General features: G+C 71.6%; 17 protein-coding genes and 2 pseudogenes. 12 read left to right on the plus strand and 7 right to left on the minus strand.

Annotated elements, in window-relative coordinates; genetic code table 11:
- Positions 1 to 628 precede the first annotated feature (628 nt).
- From E6U81_RS04125 to E6U81_RS04140, 4 genes are all read left to right on the plus strand, one after another.
- A complete protein-coding gene (locus E6U81_RS04125) occupies positions 629 to 1,234 on the plus strand; it encodes a hypothetical protein (RefSeq protein ID WP_136228687.1) in 606 nt (201 codons plus the stop codon).
- A 572-nt stretch (positions 1,235 to 1,806) separates the two neighbouring features.
- Positions 1,807 to 2,826, plus strand: a complete 1,020-nt coding sequence (locus E6U81_RS04130) for an endonuclease/exonuclease/phosphatase family protein (protein WP_240803617.1) — start codon at positions 1,807 to 1,809, stop codon at positions 2,824 to 2,826.
- 26 nt (positions 2,827 to 2,852) lie between these two features.
- Positions 2,853 to 3,653, plus strand: a complete 801-nt coding sequence (cseB, locus tag E6U81_RS04135; RefSeq protein ID WP_136228688.1) for a two-component system response regulator CseB — start codon at positions 2,853 to 2,855, stop codon at positions 3,651 to 3,653.
- A 16-nt stretch (positions 3,654 to 3,669) separates the two neighbouring features.
- Entirely contained in the window at positions 3,670 to 4,944 is a 1,275-nt protein-coding gene (locus E6U81_RS04140) for a HAMP domain-containing sensor histidine kinase (RefSeq protein ID WP_136228689.1), read from the plus strand.
- Between the two features lie 147 nt (positions 4,945 to 5,091).
- On the opposite strand, the gene E6U81_RS04145 is transcribed toward E6U81_RS04140, so the two are convergent.
- From E6U81_RS04145 to E6U81_RS41885, 3 genes and pseudogenes are all read right to left on the minus strand, one after another.
- Positions 5,092 to 6,651, minus strand: coding sequence for a M12 family metallo-peptidase (locus E6U81_RS04145; RefSeq protein ID WP_136228690.1), 1,560 nt, complete (start codon positions 6,649 to 6,651; stop codon positions 5,092 to 5,094).
- Positions 6,652 to 7,015: 364 nt separating this feature from the next.
- A complete protein-coding gene (locus E6U81_RS04150; protein ID WP_136228691.1) occupies positions 7,016 to 8,128 on the minus strand; it encodes a helix-turn-helix domain-containing protein in 1,113 nt (370 codons plus the stop codon).
- A gap of 535 nt (positions 8,129 to 8,663) precedes the next feature.
- Positions 8,664 to 8,774 (minus strand): annotated as a pseudogene (locus tag E6U81_RS41885) (nitroreductase family protein); the annotation flags it as partial.
- Positions 8,775 to 9,100: 326 nt separating this feature from the next.
- Between E6U81_RS41885 and E6U81_RS04160 the strand changes: the two are divergent.
- The 3 genes from E6U81_RS04160 to E6U81_RS04170 all read left to right on the plus strand — a co-directional run bounded on the left by E6U81_RS04160 (position 9,101) and on the right by E6U81_RS04170 (position 12,404).
- Positions 9,101 to 10,642, plus strand: coding sequence for a PKD domain-containing protein (locus E6U81_RS04160; RefSeq protein WP_136228692.1), 1,542 nt, complete (start codon positions 9,101 to 9,103; stop codon positions 10,640 to 10,642).
- A 603-nt stretch (positions 10,643 to 11,245) separates the two neighbouring features.
- Entirely contained in the window at positions 11,246 to 11,698 is a 453-nt protein-coding gene (locus E6U81_RS04165; RefSeq protein ID WP_136228693.1) for a hypothetical protein, read from the plus strand.
- Between the two features lie 349 nt (positions 11,699 to 12,047).
- Entirely contained in the window at positions 12,048 to 12,404 is a 357-nt protein-coding gene (locus E6U81_RS04170) for a PRC-barrel domain containing protein (protein ID WP_136228694.1), read from the plus strand.
- 212 nt (positions 12,405 to 12,616) lie between these two features.
- On the opposite strand, the gene E6U81_RS40830 is transcribed toward E6U81_RS04170, so the two are convergent.
- The 3 genes and pseudogenes from E6U81_RS40830 to E6U81_RS40840 form a co-directional block, all read right to left on the minus strand.
- Positions 12,617 to 13,138 carry a transposase gene (locus tag E6U81_RS40830; protein ID WP_240803618.1) on the minus strand — a complete coding sequence of 174 codons (522 nt, stop codon included), beginning with the start codon at positions 13,136 to 13,138 and terminating at the stop codon, positions 12,617 to 12,619.
- Entirely contained in the window at positions 13,105 to 13,407 is a 303-nt protein-coding gene (locus E6U81_RS40835; protein WP_240803619.1) for a transposase, read from the minus strand. Before E6U81_RS40835 ends, E6U81_RS40830 begins: the two co-directional genes overlap by 34 nt.
- 32 nt (positions 13,408 to 13,439) lie before the next feature.
- Positions 13,440 to 13,841 (minus strand): annotated as a pseudogene (locus E6U81_RS40840) (transposase); the annotation flags it as partial.
- Between the two features lie 89 nt (positions 13,842 to 13,930).
- Here E6U81_RS40840 and E6U81_RS04180 point away from each other — a divergent pair.
- The 3 genes from E6U81_RS04180 to E6U81_RS39630 all read left to right on the plus strand — a co-directional run bounded on the left by E6U81_RS04180 (position 13,931) and on the right by E6U81_RS39630 (position 17,091).
- A complete protein-coding gene (locus tag E6U81_RS04180; protein WP_276615795.1) occupies positions 13,931 to 14,872 on the plus strand; it encodes an aldo/keto reductase in 942 nt (313 codons plus the stop codon).
- A gap of 105 nt (positions 14,873 to 14,977) precedes the next feature.
- Positions 14,978 to 16,489 carry an alpha/beta hydrolase gene (locus E6U81_RS04185; protein ID WP_136228695.1) on the plus strand — a complete coding sequence of 504 codons (1,512 nt, stop codon included), beginning with the start codon at positions 14,978 to 14,980 and terminating at the stop codon, positions 16,487 to 16,489.
- Between the two features lie 428 nt (positions 16,490 to 16,917).
- Entirely contained in the window at positions 16,918 to 17,091 is a 174-nt protein-coding gene (locus E6U81_RS39630; protein ID WP_158714903.1) for a hypothetical protein, read from the plus strand.
- Positions 17,092 to 17,111: 20 nt separating this feature from the next.
- Here E6U81_RS39630 and E6U81_RS04190 read toward each other — a convergent pair whose 3' ends face one another.
- Complete coding sequence (locus tag E6U81_RS04190; RefSeq protein ID WP_136228696.1) at positions 17,112 to 18,416, minus strand: MFS transporter; 1,305 nt, start codon at positions 18,414 to 18,416, stop codon at positions 17,112 to 17,114.
- A 172-nt stretch (positions 18,417 to 18,588) separates the two neighbouring features.
- On the opposite strand from E6U81_RS04190, the gene E6U81_RS04195 reads away from it, so the two are divergent.
- Together E6U81_RS04195 and E6U81_RS04200 are read left to right on the plus strand one after the other, a co-directional pair.
- Positions 18,589 to 19,662, plus strand: a complete 1,074-nt coding sequence (locus tag E6U81_RS04195) for an AI-2E family transporter (RefSeq protein ID WP_136228697.1) — start codon at positions 18,589 to 18,591, stop codon at positions 19,660 to 19,662.
- 31 nt (positions 19,663 to 19,693) lie between these two features.
- Positions 19,694 to 21,721, plus strand: coding sequence for a prolyl oligopeptidase family serine peptidase (locus E6U81_RS04200; RefSeq protein WP_136228698.1), 2,028 nt, complete (start codon positions 19,694 to 19,696; stop codon positions 21,719 to 21,721).

Consider the following 21,721-nt stretch of genomic DNA (forward strand, 5'->3'; position numbering starts at 1 on the left):
GCAGAGGTCGACGGAGGGGCGACGTGCACCCCTCCGCCGCGCCTTCCTGACGGCCGCAGCGCCGGAAGCCGTACGCCTTGCAGCAGTTGATCACACATTCCGCCGCGGCCACGACCCCAGGCCCCGCCCCCCGGCGGTTGCATGTGAGCGTAGTGCGGCTCGCTCGCTGAACTCGTCCTCGGTGGTGACGGCTCAGCGCGGCCGTGACGGGGCGTGGGCCCGTCCAGGGGTGTTGGCCGGGGCCCGGCGGGTGCCGGGGGTCAGGGCCGCGGCAGGAGGTGGTTCAGTGGCGGCGGAAGGTGTCCTTGACGTCTTCCTTCGCCTGGCGGGCGTTGCCCTTGGCCCGCCCGGCCTGTGCCTTGGTCTTCTCGGTGCCCGACATGGGGACCTCCTCGTGTAGTACCGGGTTGGTCGTGACGACTCGCCTGCTCACGATCCCGAGGCCAAACCCCGCAATCGGTCCGCCGATGTCGGATGTCGACGTTGCAGTCCGACACCCGGACAGGTCCCTGGCCTCTCGGCGTACGGCCGCCGGAGCGGATCGACTCGGGGGCCGTTCCGCCCGCGGGGCAAGTAGTGTTCCGCGAGCAACTGGGTGCTGCGGCAGCAGCGGTTGGGGGGGAAGAGTATGAACGAAGTGATCGGGCCAAACGTCGGCGCCGGCGACGCTGACGCGGCGCGCCGCAAGCGGGTGCGGCGCAGTGCTGCCTGGGGAGGGGTGGCGGGCGCAGCAGGGGTCGTGCCGGTAGCCATCAACGCAACGGAATTCTGGCCGTGGTGGCTCAACCTGGTGTTCTGCCTTTTCGTCGGCGGTGCGGGTGCCTTTACCGGGGCGGTGACCGGGCGCCGGGAGGGGCGCAAATCCGAAGTCCGCAGGGACACTCTCGAAGCAGGCGAGAGGCAACTGGGCCAGTACAGGGTCAGGATCGTCCCCGAAGGAGCTCAGGCGCCTGCGCCCTTCAAGGAGGATGACTACACGTCCTATTCCCTGACGACGACCACGCACCGGCTTCAGCTGTGGGAATTCGGCTACGTGCCGCAGTGGAGCCACCCGTGGAGAGACCTGCACCTGGCCTTGGAAGATCACGTCGTGGTCATCACCGGGCCGCAAGGCCTCCTCGGCCGATTCATCCTGGGCAGGAACGTCGTGCCGAATGAGCTCGTCCTGGTCGCGGACCGGCTCCGGGCCCGCGCACCCAGACACTCGGCCGCGCCCGAGAGCGGTGAGTACTGAGCCGACTCCGGATCGGGATCCGACCGCCCTGACCGATACCCGCCTGACCGTTCTGCGACCCCGTTTCCTCCGTCGGCGGCAGGCCGCTCCGGCCATGAGGCGGGGTCTCTGAGGCGTGGCGCTCGGTGTGCTTCACCCCCCTACCTTCCGGCCTCGCTGCTGAACGCCTGGTCAGGCTGAGCGATTGTCCAGGTGTTCCCAGCGCGGGACGTGTTCGGCGCGGTCACGTTCTGACCCACTTCCACTTCACGCCGGCCTCGGCGAAGGCTGCGAGCCGGGCGCGGCCGACCGTGTTGCAGCGGCTTTCTGGTTGCTGATCCAGATGCCCACTCGGTGTTCGGTGCCGTCGGGCAGCTGCTCGACGGCGGCCCGTCCAGGCAGTCGGCCTCCCGCGTATCTGCCGTCTTCCCGTGACAGCCGGTTGTCCTTCGTGCAGGCCTCCCGGACCGATACCCGGCTGAAACGCAATTGCGAGGCCCTCGAAGGGTCCTCCTGACGCCCTGGAAGCGCGCGTCTCCGAGGCTGTGCCGGTACTCGACCACCGGCGTACGCGATATCGGAAGGCAATTGCCGTGCTGAGCACCCCGTACCGTTCTGAGACCACAAGGCAAGAGGAGCCGTCCGGCCCGCCGCAGCCTCGTCCCGCCGGCCGCTTCCGCGCCGTCCCGGCCACCGGCCGTGGCCGCCTCATCGCCGCCGGCGCCGTGTGCGCGGCCCTGACGATGGCCCTGCACACCTGGATCCCGAACGGGGCCTTCAACCTCGGCAGCCTGTTCCAGACCTTCCTCCCCTGGGCCGGGCTGAGCGTCCCCGTCCTCCTCCTGGCGGCGGCTGTAGGCCGCTCCCGGCTCGCGGCCGTCGCCGTCCTGGCCCCCCTGACCGCCTGGGGCTGCCTTTTCGGCGGAACCCTCACCGACAAGCGATCCGAGCGGCCCGGCAGCGGAGACTTCACCGTGGTCAGCCACAACGTGGACGAGGAGAATCCCGATCCGGCGGGGACCGCGCGAGCGCTCGCCGCATCGGGCGCGGACGTGCTGGCCCTGGAGGAGATGTCCTCGAAGGCCACGCCCGCCTACGAGCGCGAGCTTGCCGCCGGCTACCCGTACCGCTCCGACACCCTCGGCGTCAGACTGTGGAGCAAGCACCCGCTGAACGGCGTGGAAGCGGTGCCGATCATGCCGTGGACGCGTGCCGTACGGGCCACCGTCGAGACCCCGGGCGGCCCCGTCGCGGTCTTCGCCACCCACCTCGCTTCGGTACGCGTGACCCCGGACGCCGGATTCACCACCGCCCGCCGCAATGATGCGGCCCGGAAGCTGGCCGCGGCCGTGCGGGCCGAGCCGCTGGCCCGGGTCGTCGTGATGGGCGACTTCAACGGGACGGCGGAGGACTCGGCCCTGCGACCCGTGACCTCCCAGATGGCCTCCGCGCAGCACGAGGCGGGCGCCGGCTTCGGCTTCACCTGGCCCGCTCGGTTCCCCATGGTCCGCATCGACCAGATCCTGGTGAAGGGGATGAGCGTGACCTCCGCATGGACCCTTCCCGCCACCGGCAGCGACCACCTCCCCGTCGCGGCCTCCCTCCGGCTGTGACCGCACCGCAGGCCCCACTGACTAGGATGAACTCCATAAATATCCGTTCTGAGCAGGTAGGTGGCGTGTCGGCACCCCGGGGCCCGGACCCCGTCAGCATCCTCGTCGTCGAGGACGACGCCGCCATCCGCCGCGCCGTACAGCTGTCCCTGGAGCGGTACGGCTATCAGGTCGCGGTGGCCGAGAACGGACTCGACGGCCTGGAGGCGTTCCGAGCCGGAAGGTACGACCTGCTGATCCTGGACGTGATGCTGCCCGAACTCGACGGCATCGGGCTGTGCCGCCGGATCCGCGAGGAGAGCCTCGTCCCGGTCCTGATGATGTCCGCGCGCGGCGACGCCCTCGACGTGGTGTCCGGACTGGAGGCGGGCGCCGACGACTATGTCGTCAAACCCGTCGACACCCCCGTCCTCGTCGCCCGGATCCGGACGCTGCTGCGCCGCGCCACCTTCCGGCCCGCCGAACCGGAGACGACGCCGACGCGGGGGGCCGGACCGGCGAACCCCGCAGCCGTCCCCGCGGATGCCGGGACGACTCCCGGGGAGCTGGTCTTCGGGGACCTGTCCGTGAACACCCTCGGCCTGGAGGTACGCCGGCGCGGACAACCCGTTCCGCTGACCCCCACCGAGCTGCGGCTGCTGCTGGAGTTCGCGGCGGCTCCCGGCGCCGTGCTCGACCGCCGGCGTCTCCTGAGGGACGTGTGGGACTACGGCTGGGAGGGCGACACCCGGGTCGTGGACCTGTGCGTGCTGCGGCTGCGCAAGAAGATCGGAGCCGAGCGGATCGAGACCGTCCGGGGCTTCGGCTACAAACTCGTCCGCGGCTGAGGGGCCGGCCGCACCCATGGCACTCCTCAACCCGCGCGCCCTGCGCTGGAAAATCGCCGCCCTGACCGCGGCCGCCTGCTGCGCGGTGGCCGCCGTGATCGGCGTCCTCGTCCACCAGGCGATGGCCGAACGAAGCGAGCGCACCTGGAACGAACGCCTCTCCGCTCGCATGGCAGCCGCGGAGCGCGAGTACACCCGCACGGGCACCGCCCCGCTCGATGTCGAGGTCCTCACCCCGGATCGGCTCGACGCACCCCTCGCGCGGGCGCTGGCCGCCAAGGACCCGGCCGCTCTGTACGCGACCTGGACCGACCGCAAACCCCCCAACTGGTACTGGATGTGGGCGGCCATGCCCGTCGACGGCGGCCGGGTACTCGTCGCCCGGACGGACATGAGCTCCGAGGTACGCGGCCTCCAACTCCTGGACCGCAGCATCGTCAAGGCCGTGCTCGCCGCCCTCCTGGTCGTGGTACCGCTCGCCGCCCTGGCCACCGAACCGATGAACCGCAGGCTGCGCCGGGGATCCCGTACGGCCCGGGCCATCGCCGACGGCGACCTCGACGCCCGGATCGGACCGGGTGGCCGGGCCCGCGACGAGATCACCGAGATGTCGGCGGCAGTGGACGAGATGGCAGCCGCCCTGCAGCAGAAACTGGAGGGCGAGCGCCGCTTCACCGCGGACGTCGCGCACGAACTGCGCACCCCGCTCATGGGGCTGTCCACCGCCGCCGGGCTTCTCCCGGAGGGCGACGAAGTGGCCGACCTCGTCCGGGACCGTGCCCGGGCCCTGAACGGACTGGTCGAGGACCTCCTGGAAATCTCCCGGCTCGACGCCGGAGCCGAACGCGCGCGCACCGACGCGGTACCCCTGGGCGAACTGGTCACCGACATCGTCCGCCGCACGGGGACGCCGACCGCCGTGGTGGTCCGTACCACCACGATCCTGGAGACCGACCCGCGCCGGGTGGAACGGATCGTGGTCAACCTCGTCACCAACGCCCACCGGCACGGAGCCGACCCCGTCGAAGTCACCGTGGAGGCCACCGCCACGGGCGCACGGATCCTCGTACGGGACCGGGGCCCCGGCTATCCCGCCGCGCTGCTCACGGAGGGCCCACAGCGCTTTCGTACGGGAAGCCCCGAGCGGGGGCGCGGGCACGGACTCGGGCTGACCATCGCGCTCGGGCAGGCGGGCGTCCTCGGCGCCAGGCTGGCCTTCGCGAACGCTCCGGAGGGGGGCGCGGTCGCCACCCTCGACCTGGACGGCGTGCGCGGCCCCTCCAGCAGCTGAAACGGAACCGCAACACGCCTTCCCGACGGCGCCAACCAGACTCGCGCGGGTCGTACGGCACCCTCGGCCTTGCCGGCCACGGCCCCGGACGACGCGGGCCCGGCCGACAGGATCCGAAAGAGACGCCAGGGGTGCGGGGGGCGGTGCCTACGGCTGTTCGATCGGGACGAACAGGGCGTTGATGGTCCGGTCGGCGTTCATCGTGAGCTGGTAGTTCGGGTCGGTCCCCTCCAGCTCGATGCCGTCCACGGCCCACGCGTCGAACCGGAAACCGGGGTTGGGGACGGCGGTGACGGTGACCTGCGTGCCCGGGTCGTACGGACCGTACTCGCTGACCCGGACCGTGCCCGCGCCCACCGGGTCGTGCGACAGGGTGAGGGAGCGGCGGTTGGTCACGAGGGAGGAACGGTATCCGGCCAGGGTGTCCGCGTTCTGCAGCGCGACGGCGGCGTTGTTGTTCTGGGCGTTGCCCAGGATCTGGCCGTTCCAGGTGCGCTCGGGGGTGGAGTACGAGTTGACCACGTTGCACGCCTGGGGGCATGCGGTGGAGTACGCCATGAGCGTGCGGTGTTGGCCGTTGGGCGTGACCCAGCCGTAGTTGAACGTGCCCGCGGGGGTGGCACCGCCCTGGCGGGCGATCGTCAGACGGTCGTGCTTCATGCCGAAGTTGTGGCCGATCTCGTGGGCGAGGTTCTCCCAGCCCGTCACGGATCCGATGCTGGTGACCGAGAACGCGGCACTGTCGGTCGCGGAGGTCGGGCCCGGGTCGGGCAGGCTCGCGGCCCCGGAGCTGTCCTCGAAGGGGACGCCGGCGAGCAGGGCTACGAGGTCGCCGCCGTACTGGTTGCGCCGGGCGGCGGCCGTGGCGCCGAGGACCGTGTTCGCGGGGTTGCTGATCATGCTGAGCAGGGTGTTGACGTTCTCGCGGTCAACGCCCGTTGCCGCGGTCTGGTAGGTGTGCACGACGTGCACGCTGGCCGGCACGTTGTCGGTGGCGAGCGCCCGGTTGAGCTGGTTCACGCCGTAGGAGATGCGGGACTGCACCGCCTGGACACTGCCGACCGCCTGGACGCTGGCCGGCGTGTAGGCGGCGACGATGTCGATGGCGGCCGGGGCGTTGGGCGTGGCGGCCCGGAGCCCCGGCTTGTGCGGCTTGTGCGGGTGGTGCGGGTGGTGCGGCTTTTTCGCAGGGACGTCGACCGTGTCGACACCGACCCCGCTGGGCGGCAGGGCGAGGGAGTCGATCTCCTGCAGCTCGTACCAGCCCGGCCGCTTGGCCAGCGGCTGGTACGCGTACTGGCGGAAGCCGATCGTGATGACGCCGGAGAGGGTGACCGGCCCTTCGGTGCAGGCCCCGATGGCGGACACGGAGATGGTGTTCTCCGGGTCCTTCGGGTCGTGGCCGCCCCAGAACACGGTGCCGTCCGCGTCCTGGTGCTGGAAGTCCTGCACCGCGGTGAAGCCCTTGCCACGGCCGAACAGCGGGAATGTACGACGCTCCGGCCTGCCCTCCTTCTGCTCGCCGCACAGGGACCGGAACGCCTCGGCGTCCGTGCGCTGCGCGGCGGTGCGTACCACCCAGGGTTCGTGTTCGTGGCCGCCTCCACCCGTCCCGGCGGAGGCGGCGGGTGCGGTCAGGGCGAGTGACACGGTGGCGGTGAAGGCGGTCGCCGCGGCGGACGCGACGAGCAGGAAACGACGGCGCATGGGGGAGAGAAGCCTCTCTTCGGGGGTGTGCGCCTTGGTATTCCGTGCCGGACGGCACGCCACACCGGCTGCCTCCGCCCGCACCGGCGGCCGGTCCGAAGTTCACCCGATCACGGCGGGGGCGGCCCGCCGGACCGCGACGATTCCCTATATCCATCCGGCCCGGAGCCCGGGGAGGAACTGGCCGGGGCCGCCACGGCTCCGGCACACCTGCGGTGTGCCGGGGCCGCGCCATGCCTACGTGGCCGGGGATCGGCGTTGTCAGGCATGTGCTCCGCACCACTCACCCGGCGAGGCGGTCCGCTCTTGCTGGTACCCGCCACACTTGGATTGCGTAGGTCTCCGGTCGGTTTGCCCTCCGGGCCTATAGGCCGTTGACCCGGGCCATCCGCGCGGCGTCCTGGGGTTGCTGGATTTCAGCTGTCGCCGTGCGGGTTCTGCGGGGTACCCGGGCTTGCTGTTGCTGGACCTGCGCCATGAGGCGCCTGCTGTGCAGGGCCATCTCCAGCTCGAAGCGGGTGCGGGGGTCGCGCAGATCGGGACCGAAGAGCTTTTCCAGTTGCCGCATGCGGTATCGGACGGTCTGGGGATGCACGCTGAGGGCTTTGGCGGCCTCGGGTGCGCCGCCGCCCTCCAGCCAGGCGAGCAGGGTGTCTTCGAGTCGCTCGCTCTGGCGGGGTGTGAGGTCGGCGAGTGGACGCAACCGTCGTGCGGCCAGGGCGTGGGCCAGGTGTTCGTCCTGGAGCAGCATCAGCGCGGAAAGGTGGTCGTCGACGAATACGGCGCGCGCGTCCGGGGCGGACGGGGTGGGGATGAGGTTGAGCAGACGCACGGCCCAGCGCTGGGAGGAGGCGGTGTCGCGGGGTGGGACGGGGTGCCCGACGGCGGCGAACCGGCCGCGGAGTGTTGTCGCCACTTCGGTGCGGGCTTCCGGGTCGGGGGTGGGCAGCAGCAGGCAGGGCTGTCCGCAGACCATTCCGGCCAGGGCGCCGTCCGTGCCGGCCGCCAGCTGCTGGGCCTCACCGGGTGAGGTCAGGGCGATGGCCCGGACGAAGTCCGGCAGGGGCCAGCGAGCTGCCCCGGCCAGCTCTGCCAAGGCTTGCTCGGACGGGGGAGTGTCGGACGTGAGGGCGGTGAAGAGCTCTCGGCGAGCTTGTTCGGGCCTCGCGTTGGACCGCTGGGAGGGTATCGCGCTGAGGGACGGCAACGGCCCGTCGTGCGCGTCCCGTCCTCGTGGGCTTCCCTCGCCCTGTCCGGCAGCCGGGGGCTCATGGCTGCCCAGGGCGGTGAGGAGGGCTGATTCCACGTGCTGGTTGACGACTTCGTCGTCGATGTCCGCGACGTGAGCGGAGATACCCGGGATGCTGTCGCGTAGTTCCTTCGCGATCTCCGCGGCCAGCGCGGGTAGTTCCTTTCGCAGGAGCTGGGGCCATTCGCCGCGTGGGCGGGTCCGGATGTGGTTCAGAAGGTCAGACATAGTTACCTCGCTCCCATGGTGCGTGCCCTGTCCCGGCATGGGGAGTTGAGCGCTTCGTACTCCCTTCAGGAGAACGTCCGTTAACCACGGACCCGCGACATTGCCTGACCTTTACCTTTGGGGAGGTGTGGCGGCGGGCAGGGCGGGCAGCTGCGTGCCGCCCGTTGGTCGCCCCGAAGGCCTGGCCGACCTGCCGTACGTGGTCGCGGGGGCCGACTCCGCGACGGGGCCGACGCTGCGGTGGGGCGGGTCGTCGGCAACGGCCGCGGCGAGGAACGACCGATACGGCGGCGGCGGTTCAGGTCGGCCGGACCCCGACCAGCCGGGCCGCCGGAGACGACCGGCGGCGCGGAAGCAGAGGAAGGCGGTGGTGAGGGTGTGCCCCGAAGGTCCTTCCTCCGCGACGGGAAGCCCCCGCTACCGCCCACATCGCCGACGACCGCACCTTGGGGGCCCACGCGTTCGGCTGGCTGTCCCTCCTGGCCAAAGACCAGAGCCGCCCTCGCGGGGCCGTCGCCAACGCCCGGGTCAAGCAGTTGCCCGCCGTAGGCGCCCACCGCGCGGCTTCCAGGAGCGGTCCGAGGGCGTTGTCTTCGACAACTGCCGACGGATCGAACCGGTAGGGGCTGAAGCGTCCTGCAAGCAGTGGGTGTATGCGGCTGGACGGCTCATGGGAAGAAGGCGCGTTCCACGCAACCGGCCACCCCGGGCCAGTATTTCGGCAGGTGTAAGGACATGCGCGGCCAGGTCCGACGCCGAGACCGCAGGGCCTTAAACCCGAGTGATCCACGGGCCGCGTTCTGTAGCCTGAGCGGGCCTTCAGCCCCGTTCCAGGGCTCACAGACATTTGGGGGATCGGTGTCTCATCGCCGACTTGTAGCAACCGCGACCATCCTCGCGGCAGGCATGTGCATGTCTCTCATACCAGGGCCGGCCCACGCCGCCGGCCCCGCGTCGGGCAAGGTACAGGGGGTGTCCCAGCCCGACCTGGACTCGGCCGTCGAGGCCAAGTCCACCACGTTCGACAGCCCGGCCGACCGCTCGGTCAAGGTCCCGGCCAACGGCAAGGGAAAGGCAGCCGGCACGCCGGCGGCATCGGACGCGAACCCGAACCTCGCGGTTGCCCTTCAGGCCGCCACGTTCCAGGCCAAGTCGCTGCGGCTGGACATGGACGTCACGAGCGCCGTGACCCCCGTCTTGATCGACATCAACTGGGGTGACGGCTCGGCGTCCAATGCGAACACTCACGGCTCCAATTCGGTGACCACGGAACACGTGTACAGCGAGGTCGGCACGTACACGGTCAAGGTCACTGTGACGGACACGGTCAATCAGACGTCGGCCGAAAACTCGGTCACCGTCATTACCGCAGGCTCGGACTTCACCCCGTACAACCCGACCCGCCTGCTGGACACCCGTGACGGCACCGGCGCGCCGAAGGCCAAGGTCGCTCCGTACGCCTACGCCCGGGTCAAGGTCGGGGGCTACGGCGCCATCCCCGCCGGTGTGACCGCAGTGGCCCTCAACGTCACCGTCACCAACAGCAGGAGCGGCGGCCACGTCACCGCCTTCGCCGAGGGCACCAATCGCCCGACCACCTCGAACCTCAACTACGAGCCCGGCCAGACGGTTCCCAACCTGGTCATCGTGCCGGTCGGCGCCAACGGCTACGTGGACCTCTACAACGGCGGTTGGGAGTCGGTCGACCTCCTCGCCGACGTCACCGGCTACTTCACCCGGTCCGCCGCCAACGGCTACACGGCGCTCAGCCCGGACCGGTTCGTCGACACCCGCACCGGTCTCGGCACCCTCAAGGGTCAGGTCGCCGGGTACGGCACCTTCAGCACCAAGATCGCGGGAAACCGCGGCGTCCCCGCCGGAGCCAAGGCCGTGGCGGTCAACGTGACGGTCACCAACTCGGTGAGCGACGGCCACCTGACCGTCTTCCCCACCGGGAAGGCGGCGCCGACCGCGTCCAACCTGAACTTCGCTGCGGGCCAGACCATCGCCAACTCGGTGATCGTCCCGGTAGGCACCGACGGGCAGATCAGCATTCGCAACGGCGGCTGGAACCCGGCCGACGTGATCGTCGACATCGTCGGCTACTACAGCCCCGACAGCGTCAGCGCGTACCTCCCCCTCGATCCGGTGCGCGTGGAAGACACCCGCGAGGCCAAGAAGCCGCTGCCCGGCCGCCACTACAGTGCGCTCGGACTCGGCGACGGCCAACGGCACACCACTGGCTTCGTCATGAACACCACGGTGACCAACCCCCAGGGGGCCGGCTTCCTCGCGGTCGCTCCGGACCCGAACACCATCGCGGACTACAACAACGGCACCAACGTCGAGGTGCCGAGCCCGACCTCATCGAACCTGAACTTCACCGCGAACAAGACCGTCGCGAACCTGGTTCAGGCGGGCCGCGGCTCCACTGGTGTCATCGACTTCTTCAACTGGAGCGACGCCAACATCGACCTCATCGTCGACGTCTTCGGCATCTACGTGGACAACTGATCCACCGCTGGGCCGTCTCTTTCGGATCTTGCCGGGCCCATGCCGCCCGGCAAGAGCTGGAAGGGACGGCCCAGGCACGGAAGGCTGCCCGACACTGCCACCCCCCCCGTGTACGACTGTGGATCACGGTGCCCCGGGCGCCGTCCGGGCCGCTTCCCCCGGGCCCCACTCGCCCTACGCCGGGCAAGCGGGACCTCCACTTGGCCGAGGCAGTCGGGCAGGCATCCGACAAGCCATGGACCCTGAACTGGCCGCCCGCCATCGGGGCACAGGCCGCTTGTCGGCACATCGCTTCTCGCCCCGGCGGCGGGATTCGCTGCACTGACCTGTCCCGGGCACGAGGATGTCGCCGAGTGGGTCGCGCAGTACAACGTCCGGACGTTCGGGACACAACCGGCCGGGCGGCCGCAGTAGGGCCAGGGGTTCTTCCGACGGTGTCGGTCCGGGCGGGGCGTCCCGCCCCTGCGCGGATGCCGAGTGCGGGGGAGGGGGCCCCGGGGGCGGCGGGCCGTCCCACCGCCGATACCCTGACGGAACGTATTCGACCGTTACGGTGAGTTTCCGAACGGGTAGAGCTGGGGTTCCCGACCCTGGAGGAAGACGATGTCCGATTCTGCCCGGCAGACGGTAAAGCCCGAGGTCACCCTGTTCAGCGGTATCGGTCACACGGGTGACAGCTGTGTCCTGCCGATGGACGGCTCCACCTACTCCCTGAGGGCGACCGGTCTGAACAAGATCGCGTCGGTCAGGGTCGACTGGCCTGACCATGGCATGGCGAAGCCGGTCGTCCGCCTCTATACAGAGGTCCCCACCCAGCAGGAGGACTTCGCAGTCGGCCAGGGGTCCGCCTTCAAGGACTTCATCGCCGACACCGCCGACACCGGCAAATGGGCCGGCGCGAAGTGCGTCAAGGGCTACGCCGACGACGGCAGGGCGACGGCGCGCACCAGCTTCTCCGGCCACCGCGGCGAGCGGACCGTCCTGGACACCCTCGACGACCCGAACCCCATGCCCAATCTCAGCCGGCCGAGTACGGGCCGCGGCCTGCTTGGCTGACTCCTGACCGCAGGGCGCAGCCCCGGGCCGCGAGGGGGCCGCACACCGCACCCGCGACGCGTTCCTGACCGTGGCCGATTCCGCCGGCATCGGCTCCGAGGACCTCGCACGGTCGCTTGTCGGCGGGCTGGGTCGGGCGACGGCTCGGTGCCGGTGGTGGCCGTGTCGCGGGTTCGTCCTTGTCGGTGGAGCGTGGCGTCGGCGCGGGCGGCTGTTCCTTCGCCGGCGAGGTAGCCGGCGGCGGCCTGGTTCGGCTGCGCCTTTCGGGGCAGGTGCGAGTGCGACGGCGGCGCGGCCAGTGGCATCGGAGGCCCGTGCTTCGAGGAGATGACGTGGAGGGATTGCTTCTATGACTGAGAATGTGTGGGGTTACCGCGAGACGTCCGGCCGTACGGTCGGAGACGACCTGACGGGTTACAAGGTCGAGGCGGCCGACGGCTCCATCGGGAAGGTCGACAAGCACTCCGACGAGGTCGGCTCGTCTTACGTCGTGGTCGACACCGGCCCGTGGATCTTCGGCAAGGAGGTCCTTCTGCCGGCGGGCACGATCGACCGGGTCGACGTGCAGGAGGAGAAGATCTACGTCGGCTGGACGAAGGAGCAGATCAAGGCGGCTCCGGAGTTCGAGAAGGACAGGCACCTCGGCAACGCGGAGTACCACCGTGAGGTCGGCGGCTACTACGGCAACCTGTCGAACCGCCTCTGAGACCGGACCCGTTGAGGTCGCCGCCGCTCAGGCGGCGCAGGGTGGGGCGGCAGCCACCGGGCTGCCGCCCCACATGCCCGCCCGCACTCGGTCTCTGCGGTGAGCGGCCCGCCGCCCCCGCCCGGCTCCGCTGCCGCGGCCCCCGGACGTCTGCGGACTGGGGGTGTGGCGCATCAGGTGCGCCGGAGTCGGCCCGGCGGTGCCTTTACCCCCTACAGACGGTTGCAGCATTGAGGTTGGCCAACGCGACGCAGCACGGACTGGCGGGCAGAGGCCGTTGGTAACGAGGACGGGGGCTTCTGGCTGCCCGCCCCTTCGGCAGTTCCCGCTTCCGCCGCCGGGCCCGCTGTCCTGGCAGGGACTTTTGGGCTGCTCCGCTGTTCGGTGAGGAACAGGTGGGCGGCGGTGACCAGGGTGACGTGGCGGTGCCAGCCGGTGAACGAGCGGCCCTCGAGGTGGTCCAGGCCCAGGGCTGTCTTCAGCTCGCGGTGGTCGTGCTCGATCCGCCACCTCGACTTCGCCAGCCTGACCAGGCCCTTCGCCGGGATGTTGGCGGGCAGGTTGGAGACCCAGTACTTCACCGGCTCGTCCTCGCCCTCAGGCCACTGCGCGATCAGCCAGGCCAGCGGGATCGTGCCATCGTCAGCGGGTTTCGGACGCCGGCCGGCGAGACGGACCCGCAAGAGTACAAAGTGCGAGCTCAGCGCGGCTTTGGACCCCTTGCGCCAGACCACGGCCCGCCCCTGCCTCCGTCCGGCGGCCAGCACATGCTCGCGCAGGGAGACCGGGCGGGACCGGTATCGCGGCAGCGGCCGCGGACCAAGGCCGCGCCGTAGCCCGCGTCCGCGACCACAACGGCGGGCCGCAGCCCGATGCCCGCCAGTTCATCGAGCATGTCCGGCGCGAGCCGCCATTTCGGCTGATGGTGCTCGTCTGCGGGGATCCGGCAGGCCTCCCGTCGGCTGACCGCGGCAGGGCCGTCCCAGGACGCGGGCAGGAACACACGCCAGGCCAGCGGGCATGAGGCGGTGTCTGAGGCCGCTGGACACTCACCCCGATCTGGCAGTTGCCGACCTTCCCCAGAGTGCCCGAGTACTGCCGGGCCACCCCCGCGGACGCCTTCCCGTCCTTGGGGAAACCGGTGTCGTCCACCACCCACACCTGCGGCCGCACCACCCGCACGGCCCGCCACGCAAGACGGGCCCGCACATCCTGAACGGGCCAGGTCGAGGACGTCATGAACTGCTGCAACTGCTGATGGTCGATCCCCAGGCGCTCCGCCATCGGCTGCATCGACTTACGCCGGCCGTCCAGCAACAGGCCCCGCAGATACAGGCCGCCCTTGACCCGCTGATCCCGCCGCACCAACGGCGCGAACACCTCGGAAGCGAAATCCTCCAACCGGCCCCGAAACGCAGCAGGTTCCCCAGCCCTCATACAACCAGCGAACTACCAGACACCCACCACGACAAGACCGGCCAACAAAGCACTACTAGGGTGGCGGGGTGACGAACGAGGGTGTGGGCATGAGCGACGACGACCGGGTGCTGTACGGGTGCATGGGCCTGGGCGGGAGCTGGGATCCCGAGCCGTACGGGCCGGGCGACATCGATGTCGCCGAGGCGGCCGTCGAGGCCGCCCTCGACAGCGGGATCACCGTCTTCGACCACGCCGACATCTACCGGCACGGCAAGTCCGAGGCCGTGTTCGGCGAGGTCCTCGCGCGGACACCCGGTCTGCGCGACCGCATCACGCTCCAGACCAAGTGCGGGATCCGGCTCGGTGACGAGGACCGCCCGGGCATGTACGACCTGCGCGGGGAGACCATCACGCGGCGCGTGGAGGAGAGCCTCACCCGGTTGCGGACCGACGTCATCGACGTCCTGCTGCTGCACCGCCCCGACCCCCTGGCGGACGTGGACTCCATCGCCTCGGCGCTGACCTCCCTGCACCGGCAGGGCCTCGTACGGCATTTCGGCGTGTCCAACATGGGTGCCGCGCAGATCGCCCACCTCCAGGCCCGGCTGGACCAGCCGCTCGTGGCCAACCAGCTGGAGATGAGCCTGCACAGCCGTGACTGGGTGGAGGCCGGGGTGCTGCTCAACACCCCCGCTGCCACGGCGAACGGATTCCCCTTCGGCACCCTGGAACACTGCCGCGACCACGGCATCCGCCTCCAGGCCTGGGGTGCGCTGGCCCAGGGCCGCTTCACCGGCCGCCAGCAGACGCCGGCCGAGCGGGCCACCGCCGAGCTGCTGGCCGAACTGGCCCGGCGCAAGGGGACGACGCCCGAGACCGTTCTGCTGTGGTGGCTGATCCGGCATCCGTCGCGGATCGCGCCGGTCATCGGGACCGCCCGCCCCGACCGGATCCGCGCCTGCCGCGACGCAGCCCTGCGCGAACCCGACCTCACGCACGAGGAGTGGTACGAGCTCTGGGTCACGGCCCGCGGCGTCCCCCTGCCGTAGGTCGGAACACCGGCAAACCGGCCTCCTCGTAAGGGGGTTGGCCCCACCACGACCCGACCGGCCTGCCGGATGGGGCCCCTGCGCGTGATCGACAAGGCTTGCGCCATGACGACCCACCCGAAGAAGGCCCTGCTCCTCGCCCTCGCCGCGACCACGGTGGCGGCGGGTCTCACGGCGACCGCCGCCCCGGCAGTCGCCCGGCCCGCCACCACCGCGGCCTCGAAGCTCGACTGGAAGCCCTGCGCCGCACCCGGCGGACCCACCGCCCAGGAGTGCGCGGTACTGCCCGTTCCGCTCGACTACGACGACCCCGACGGCCGCCAGCTCCACGTCGCCGTCTCCCGGGTCCTCAGCGACCGCCCCGCGGCCCGCCGCGGCACGCTCGTCGTGATCCCCGGCGGCCCCGGCGGATCCGGCGTGCAGCGCCTGGCCCAGAAGGGCGCCGCCCTCCAGCGGGAGCTGGCCGGCGCCTACGACCTGGTCGCCTTCGATCCGCGCGGGGTGGGCGCCAGCACCACCGCGAGCTGCGGCCTCGCCCCCGAGGACCGGTACCTGACCACGCTGCGGTCCTGGCCGGGCCCGAACGGCGAGATCACGGAGAACGCAGCCCGCTCCCGCCGCATCGCCGAGGCCTGCGCCCGCAACGGGGGCCCCGAACTGCGCAGTTTCACCACCGCCAACCAGGTCCGGGACCTCGACCGCCTCCGCGAGGCCCTCGGCGAGCGCAGGCTCTCCGCCTGGGGGACCTCGTACGGGGCGTACGTGGCGGCCGAATACGCGCAGAGGTACCCGCGGCGCACCGACCGCTGGGTCCTCGACAGCACCGGCGATCCCGACCCGCAGCGGGTCGCGCGCGGCTGGCTGGCGAACATGTCGCGCGGCGCCGACGAGCGCTTCCCCGACTTCGCGGCCTGGGCGGCCCACCCCGACCGGGACCGGGACGGCCTGCGCCTGGCCGCACGGCCCGAGGAGGTAGAACCGCTCGTCGTCGCGCTCGCGGCCCGGCTCGACCGGGAACCGCGCCCGACGACGACGCCCGGGGTGCCCCTGACCGGCAACGGGCTGCGCCAGGTCCTCCAGAACGCCCTCTACGCGGACGCCGCCTTCCCCGCCTTCGCCCGGCTGGCCAAGGCCGCCCAGGACCCGGCGGGAACCCCCGCGCTCCCGCCCGAGCTCGCGCAGCCCTTCCGTGACGAGGACGCCGCGGTCATGGTCGGCGTCATCTGCAACGACGTCGCCTGGCCGCACACCTCCCCGGACGGCTACCGGGCCGCGGTACGGGAGGACCGCGCCCGGTACCCGCTCACGGCCGGCATGCCCGTCAACCTGCTGCCCTGCTCCTTCTGGAAGACCGCCCCCGAGGAGGCGCCCACCCGTATCACCGACGACGGGCCGTCCAACGTCCTCATGCTCCAGAGCCTTCGGGATCCGGCGACACCGCTGGCCGGAGCCCTGAAGATGCGGGAGGCCCTCGGCGGCCGCGCCCGCATGGTGACGGTCGCGCAGGGCGGGCACGGGCTCTACCTCGGCAACGGCAACACGTGCGGCGACCGGGCCGTCACCGATTTCCTCACCACGGGCCGGCGTCCCGCACGCGACACGCACTGCCCGAACTGAGCGCCCCCCGCCGGTCCCTGTCACCCCTCGGCCTCTCCCCAGGCCGTCTCGTCCGGGGTGGCGGGGTCGCTCGTCGCCGCGTACAACGCGCATGCTGTCCAGCGGGAGGGTCCCGGAGGGGGCGGTGGACTTCTCCTGCTTGTGCAGGTGCCCGGTGTCGCGCAATGCGTGACGGCGGACCCGAGTGGGCCGGGGGCATCGTCAGCACGGCGATGCCGTGCAACCCGTACGACGCCGTCGCCTCCGCCGGGGTGACGCCCGGTCCGGTCGGCCGCTGTCGGACGGGCCGCGAGCGTCTTCCCCGGGCCGTTCCGGCGCGGCCATGTCACTCAATACCCATCCGTACTTGTGGGTACTGCGGCCGAATGGCGCCGGATTTGATAGTTCTGGACAGGTCCGGTGTTGGAAACCTGCGGGAAGGACTGGGCATGTTCGATCTACTACGCCCGGAAACCGTCATGTGCCCCTTCTGCAAGGCCACCGCCGCCGACGGGGTGGTGCGCACGCTGCGGACGGGTGCGGGCTCCCTCTCGGTGACCTGGCACGCCCTGAACTGCCCGCACTACGCGGCCGACCGGATCCTCGCCGACAAGGAGGGCTGAGAGCCCGTACCCGGGCGGCGTCACACCGCCGTGCCCGCCTCCGCACCGCTGGGCTCGGCCTCCCGCGCCGCCCGGCGGCGCAGCGCGTCCTCGTCGGTGTCCGCGTCGTACGAGAGCAGTTTCGGCAGCAGCGCGGCCAGCACCGCCACCGAGGCCACACAGGCCAGACCACCGCTCCAGAAGGCCGACCGGGTCCCGGTCCAGCCGGCCATGGTGCCCGCCCGGACCTGGCCGAGCTGCGGGCCCACGCTGTACGAGAGCACCTCGATGCCCGCGAGCCGGCCGCGCAGCTCCTCGGGGATCGTCTGGTTCCAGATCGTGGCGCGGCCCAGCCCGCTGAGCATGTCGGCCGCGCCCGCCACGGCGAGGCAGAGCAGCACCAGCCAGATGCCGGGCGCCACGCCGGCCGCGGCGATCGCCAGCCCCCACACCGTGGCACCGAACACCACCAGCAGCCCGTGCCGGCGCACGCGGGACACCCAGCCGCTGGTCAGCCCCAGCACCATCGAGCCCACCGCCCCCGCCGCGTACATCAGGCCCAGCGCCCACACCGCGTCCAGCTCGTCCGCGAGAAACGGGAAGATCGTGTTCGGGAAGGCGAAGAACATCGCCGCGAGGTCCACGGCGTACGTCCCCAGCAGCACCGGCCGGCTCCACGCGTAGCGGGCGCCCTCGGCGATCCCGCGCAGCGACGGACGCTCGGCGCCCTCGACGGGCGGAGCCGGACTGAGCCGCGAACACAGCAGTACGGACCCGAGGAAGCCCACCACGGTGACGGCGTAGGCCGAGGCGTGACCGGCGTAGGCGACGACCAGGCCGGCCAGAGCCGGGCCGAGGATCGCGCCGAACTGGTAGCGCAGCCCGTTCAGCGCGGCCGCGGCGGTCAGCTGGTCGTGCGGCACGATCCGCGCCATCAGCGAGTCCAGGGCCGGGCGCTGCAGCCCGGCCAGGGCCGACACGCCCGCCGCGACCACGTACAGCGGCCACAGCAGCGGATCCGGCAGCAGGGCGTTCACCAGCAGCACCAGAGCCAGTACCCCGAGCGCCGCCTCGGTCAGCAGGATCATCCTGCGCCGGTCGACCGCGTCCGCGAGCGCACCCCCGTACAGCCCGAAGACCACCAGCGGGACCAGCTCCACCGCGCCCATCGCGCCGACGGCCAGCGGCGAGTCGGTCAGGTGTTTGATCTGCAGCGGCAGCGCGATCATCGCCATGAAGGAGCCGAAGTACGTCACCGTCCCCTGGTAGAACAGGAGCCGGAAGTCGCGGCTGGAACGCCACGGGGCCAGGTCGGGCAGTACGGCCGCCCATCGGGAAGTGCTCACGGGATGCCATCGTGCGCGGCCGCCCCCGACCCAGGCAAAGGGTTTTTTCCGGATTCGTGCCGGGCACCCCCGGCCGGACCCCTGACCCGGCCTGCGCCGCCCGGCCGCCCCGGACGGGCGAATCCGGGGCGCGGCGCGTGGCATCGCGGGCCCGCCGTGGCACCCATGGACCATGCCGCCGGTGTCACCCTTCCTGCGTACGGCCGCGTCGTACGCCTGGCGCCTGCTGGTCGTCGGCGCCGCCGTCTATGTGGTCTTCGCCCTGCTCGGCCGCTTCCACGAGATCGCCGTCGCGGTCTTCCTCGGCCTCGTCGTGACCGCGCTGCTGTGGGTGCCCACCCGGCGCCTGGCCCGGGCCGTGCCCCGGACGATCGCCGTCGCCCTGACCCTCATGGGCAGCGCGCTGATCCTGCTGGGCGTGCTGACCCTGGTCGGCGAGGCGGTGGCGGGGGAGAGCACGACCCTGGCCCGGGAGTTCCGCGAGGGACTGGCCAGCATCGAGGCGTGGCTGGAGAAGCCGCCCTTCCGGCTGAACCCGGAGGCGCTCTCCGACGTCCAGTCCCGGATCGGCGAGTACCTCTCCAGCCACCGCTCCACGGTGCTCAGCCAGGCGGTCAGCGGAGCCGGGCGGCTCGTCCATGTCCTGACCGTCCTCGCCCTCGCGGTCTTCTGCTCGTTCTTCTTCCTCCACGGCGGCGACCGGCAGTGGGCGTGGTTCTGCGACCAGCTCCCCGAGACGGCGCGGGAGCGCGTGACGGTCGCCGGGCGCGCGGGCTGGCGCACCTTCACCGGATACACGCACGGGATCGTCGTGGTCGCGGCGACGAACGCGGTCCTCGTCGGGCTGGCCCTGTACTTCCTCGGGGTCCCGCTGGCCGTCCCGCTGGCGCTCCTGGAGTTCTTCGCGGCCTTCATCCCCCTCATCGGGTCACCGGTCGCGCTGGCGGTCGCCGCGGTCGTCGCCCTCGCCGCGAAGGGGCCGCTCGTCGCGGGGATCGTCGTCGCGCTGATCGTGATCATCGGTCAGATCGAGGGACACCTGCTCCATCCGCTGGTGATGAGCCGGGCGGTCCGCCTCCACCCGCTGGTCGTGGCGATCTCGGTGGTCGCGGGCGCGATCGCCGCCGGCGTGGTCGGTGCCGTGGTCGCGGTCCCGCTGGTCTCCGTCGTCTGGTCGGTCCACTCGGCCCTGCGCGCAGCGCGGCGCGAGGATGGGCGCGGCGATCGGCGGCCCGCCGGCGAGTGAACCCGCCCGCCGCTTCCTGCACAATCGCCTGATGAGCGATGAAGACCCCTACCTGTGGCTGGAAGACGTATCCGGCGAGGACGCCCTCGCCTGGGTCCGGGAGCGCAACGCCGAGACCGTGGACGCGCTGACCGGCGGCCCCGGCTTCAAGGTGCTCGAACAGGAGATGCGCGAGGTGCTGGACGACGACGGGCGGATCCCCCACGTCGTCCGCCGCGGCCGCCACCTCTACAACTTCTGGCAGGACGCCGACCACGTACGAGGCCTGTGGCGGCGCACCACCCTGGAGGAGTACCGCACGGACCGCCCGGCCTGGGAGGTGCTCCTGGACCTGGACGCGCTGGCCGAGGCCGAAGGGGAGAAGTGGGCGTGGGCCGGCAGCCGGGTCCTGGCCCCCGAGCACCGCCGCGCCCTGGTCCTGCTCTCCCGGGACGGCGCCGACGCCTGCGTCGTGCGCGAGTTCGACCTGGATTCCCTGGAGTTCGTCACGGACGGGTTCACGGTCGCGGAGGCCAAGACCCGGATCGGCTGGATCGATGACGACCGGGTCTGGATCGGCACCGACTTCGGTGCCGGCTCGATGTCCACGTCCGGCTATCCGCTCCAGGTGCGCCGCTGGCACCGCGGCACCCCCCTCGACGCCGCCGAGCTCGTCTACGAGGGCCGCCCTTGCGACCTGTCCGCCTCCGGCTGGCACGACGACACCCCCGGCTTCGAGCGGGACTTCGTCCACCGGCAGATCGACTTCTGGAACCAGGAGCTGTTCCTCCTGCCCGAGGACTCCTCCGGCGCACCCGTGAAGATCGACGTACCGGACGACGCGAGCGCCTCCGTCCACCGGGAGTGGCTGACCGTCACCACCAAGACGCCGTGGCTCGGCCACCCCGCGGGCAGCCTGCTCGCCTTTGACTTCGCCGCGTTCCTGGCGGGAGCGCGGCAGGCCGAGGTGCTGTTCACCCCGGACGAGCGCACCGCGCTCGCCGGGCACAGCTGGACCCGCAACCACCTCATCCTCGGTACCCGGGCCGACGTGTCCTCCGGCCTGGAGCTGCTCACCCCCGGCCCCGGCGGCTGGCGGCGCGCGCCGCTGCCCGGTCTGCCGCCGCTGTCCACCGCCTCGGTCACCTGTACCGACCCGGACGTGGGCGACGAGTACTTCCACCTCGTCACCGGCTTCCTCCAGCCCTCCACCCTCTACCGGGGCACGGCCGGCGGCGAGGACGACAGCGAGCCCGTCAAGCAGAGCCCGGCGCTCTTCGACACCGCCGGTCTCACCGTGAGCCAGTTCTTCGCGGCCTCCGCGGACGGCACCCGGGTCCCGTACTTCGTCGTCGGACCCGCGGAGCGGTCCGGCCCCGGCCCCACGCTGCTCTACGGGTACGGCGGCTTCGAGATCTCCATGGTCCCGTCGTACAGCGCGGTCACCGGCCGCGCCTGGCTCGCGCGCGGCGGCACCTACGTCGTCGCCGGCATCCGCGGCGGGCACGAGTACGGTCCCGCCTGGCACCGGGCGGCGCTCGGCGCGAACCGGGTCCGGGCGTACGAGGACTTCGCCGCCGTCGCCCGGGACCTCGTCGCCCGGGACATCACCACCCCGGCCCAGCTGGGCATCGAGGGCGGCAGCAACGGCGGCCTCCTCATGGGCGCGATGCTCACCCGCGAACCGGATCTGTTCGGCGCGGTCGTCGCGCACGTGCCGCTGCTGGACATGCTCCGTTTCCACAAGCTGCTCGCCGGCGCCAGCTGGATCGCCGAGTACGGCGACCCCGACGACCCCGCCGACCGGCCCCACCTGGAGGACATCTCCCCGTACCACCGGATCCGGACGGACGGGCCCGCGTACCCGCCGCTGCTCCTGCTGACCTCGACCCGCGACGACCGCGTCCACCCGGGGCACGCCCGCAAGATGGCCGCCCGGCTGCGCGAGGCGGGCCACCCCGTGCTGTTCCACGAGCACATCGGCGGCGGTCACGCGGGCGCGACCGACCACCGGCAGACGGCCTTCAACGAGGCCCTCGTCCACACCTTCCTGTGGGAGCGCCTGACCCCGTCGAAGTGA

This window comes from Streptomyces sp. A0592 (assembly GCF_004795115.1).
Lineage (GTDB): Bacteria > Actinomycetota > Actinomycetes > Streptomycetales > Streptomycetaceae > Streptomyces > Streptomyces erythrochromogenes.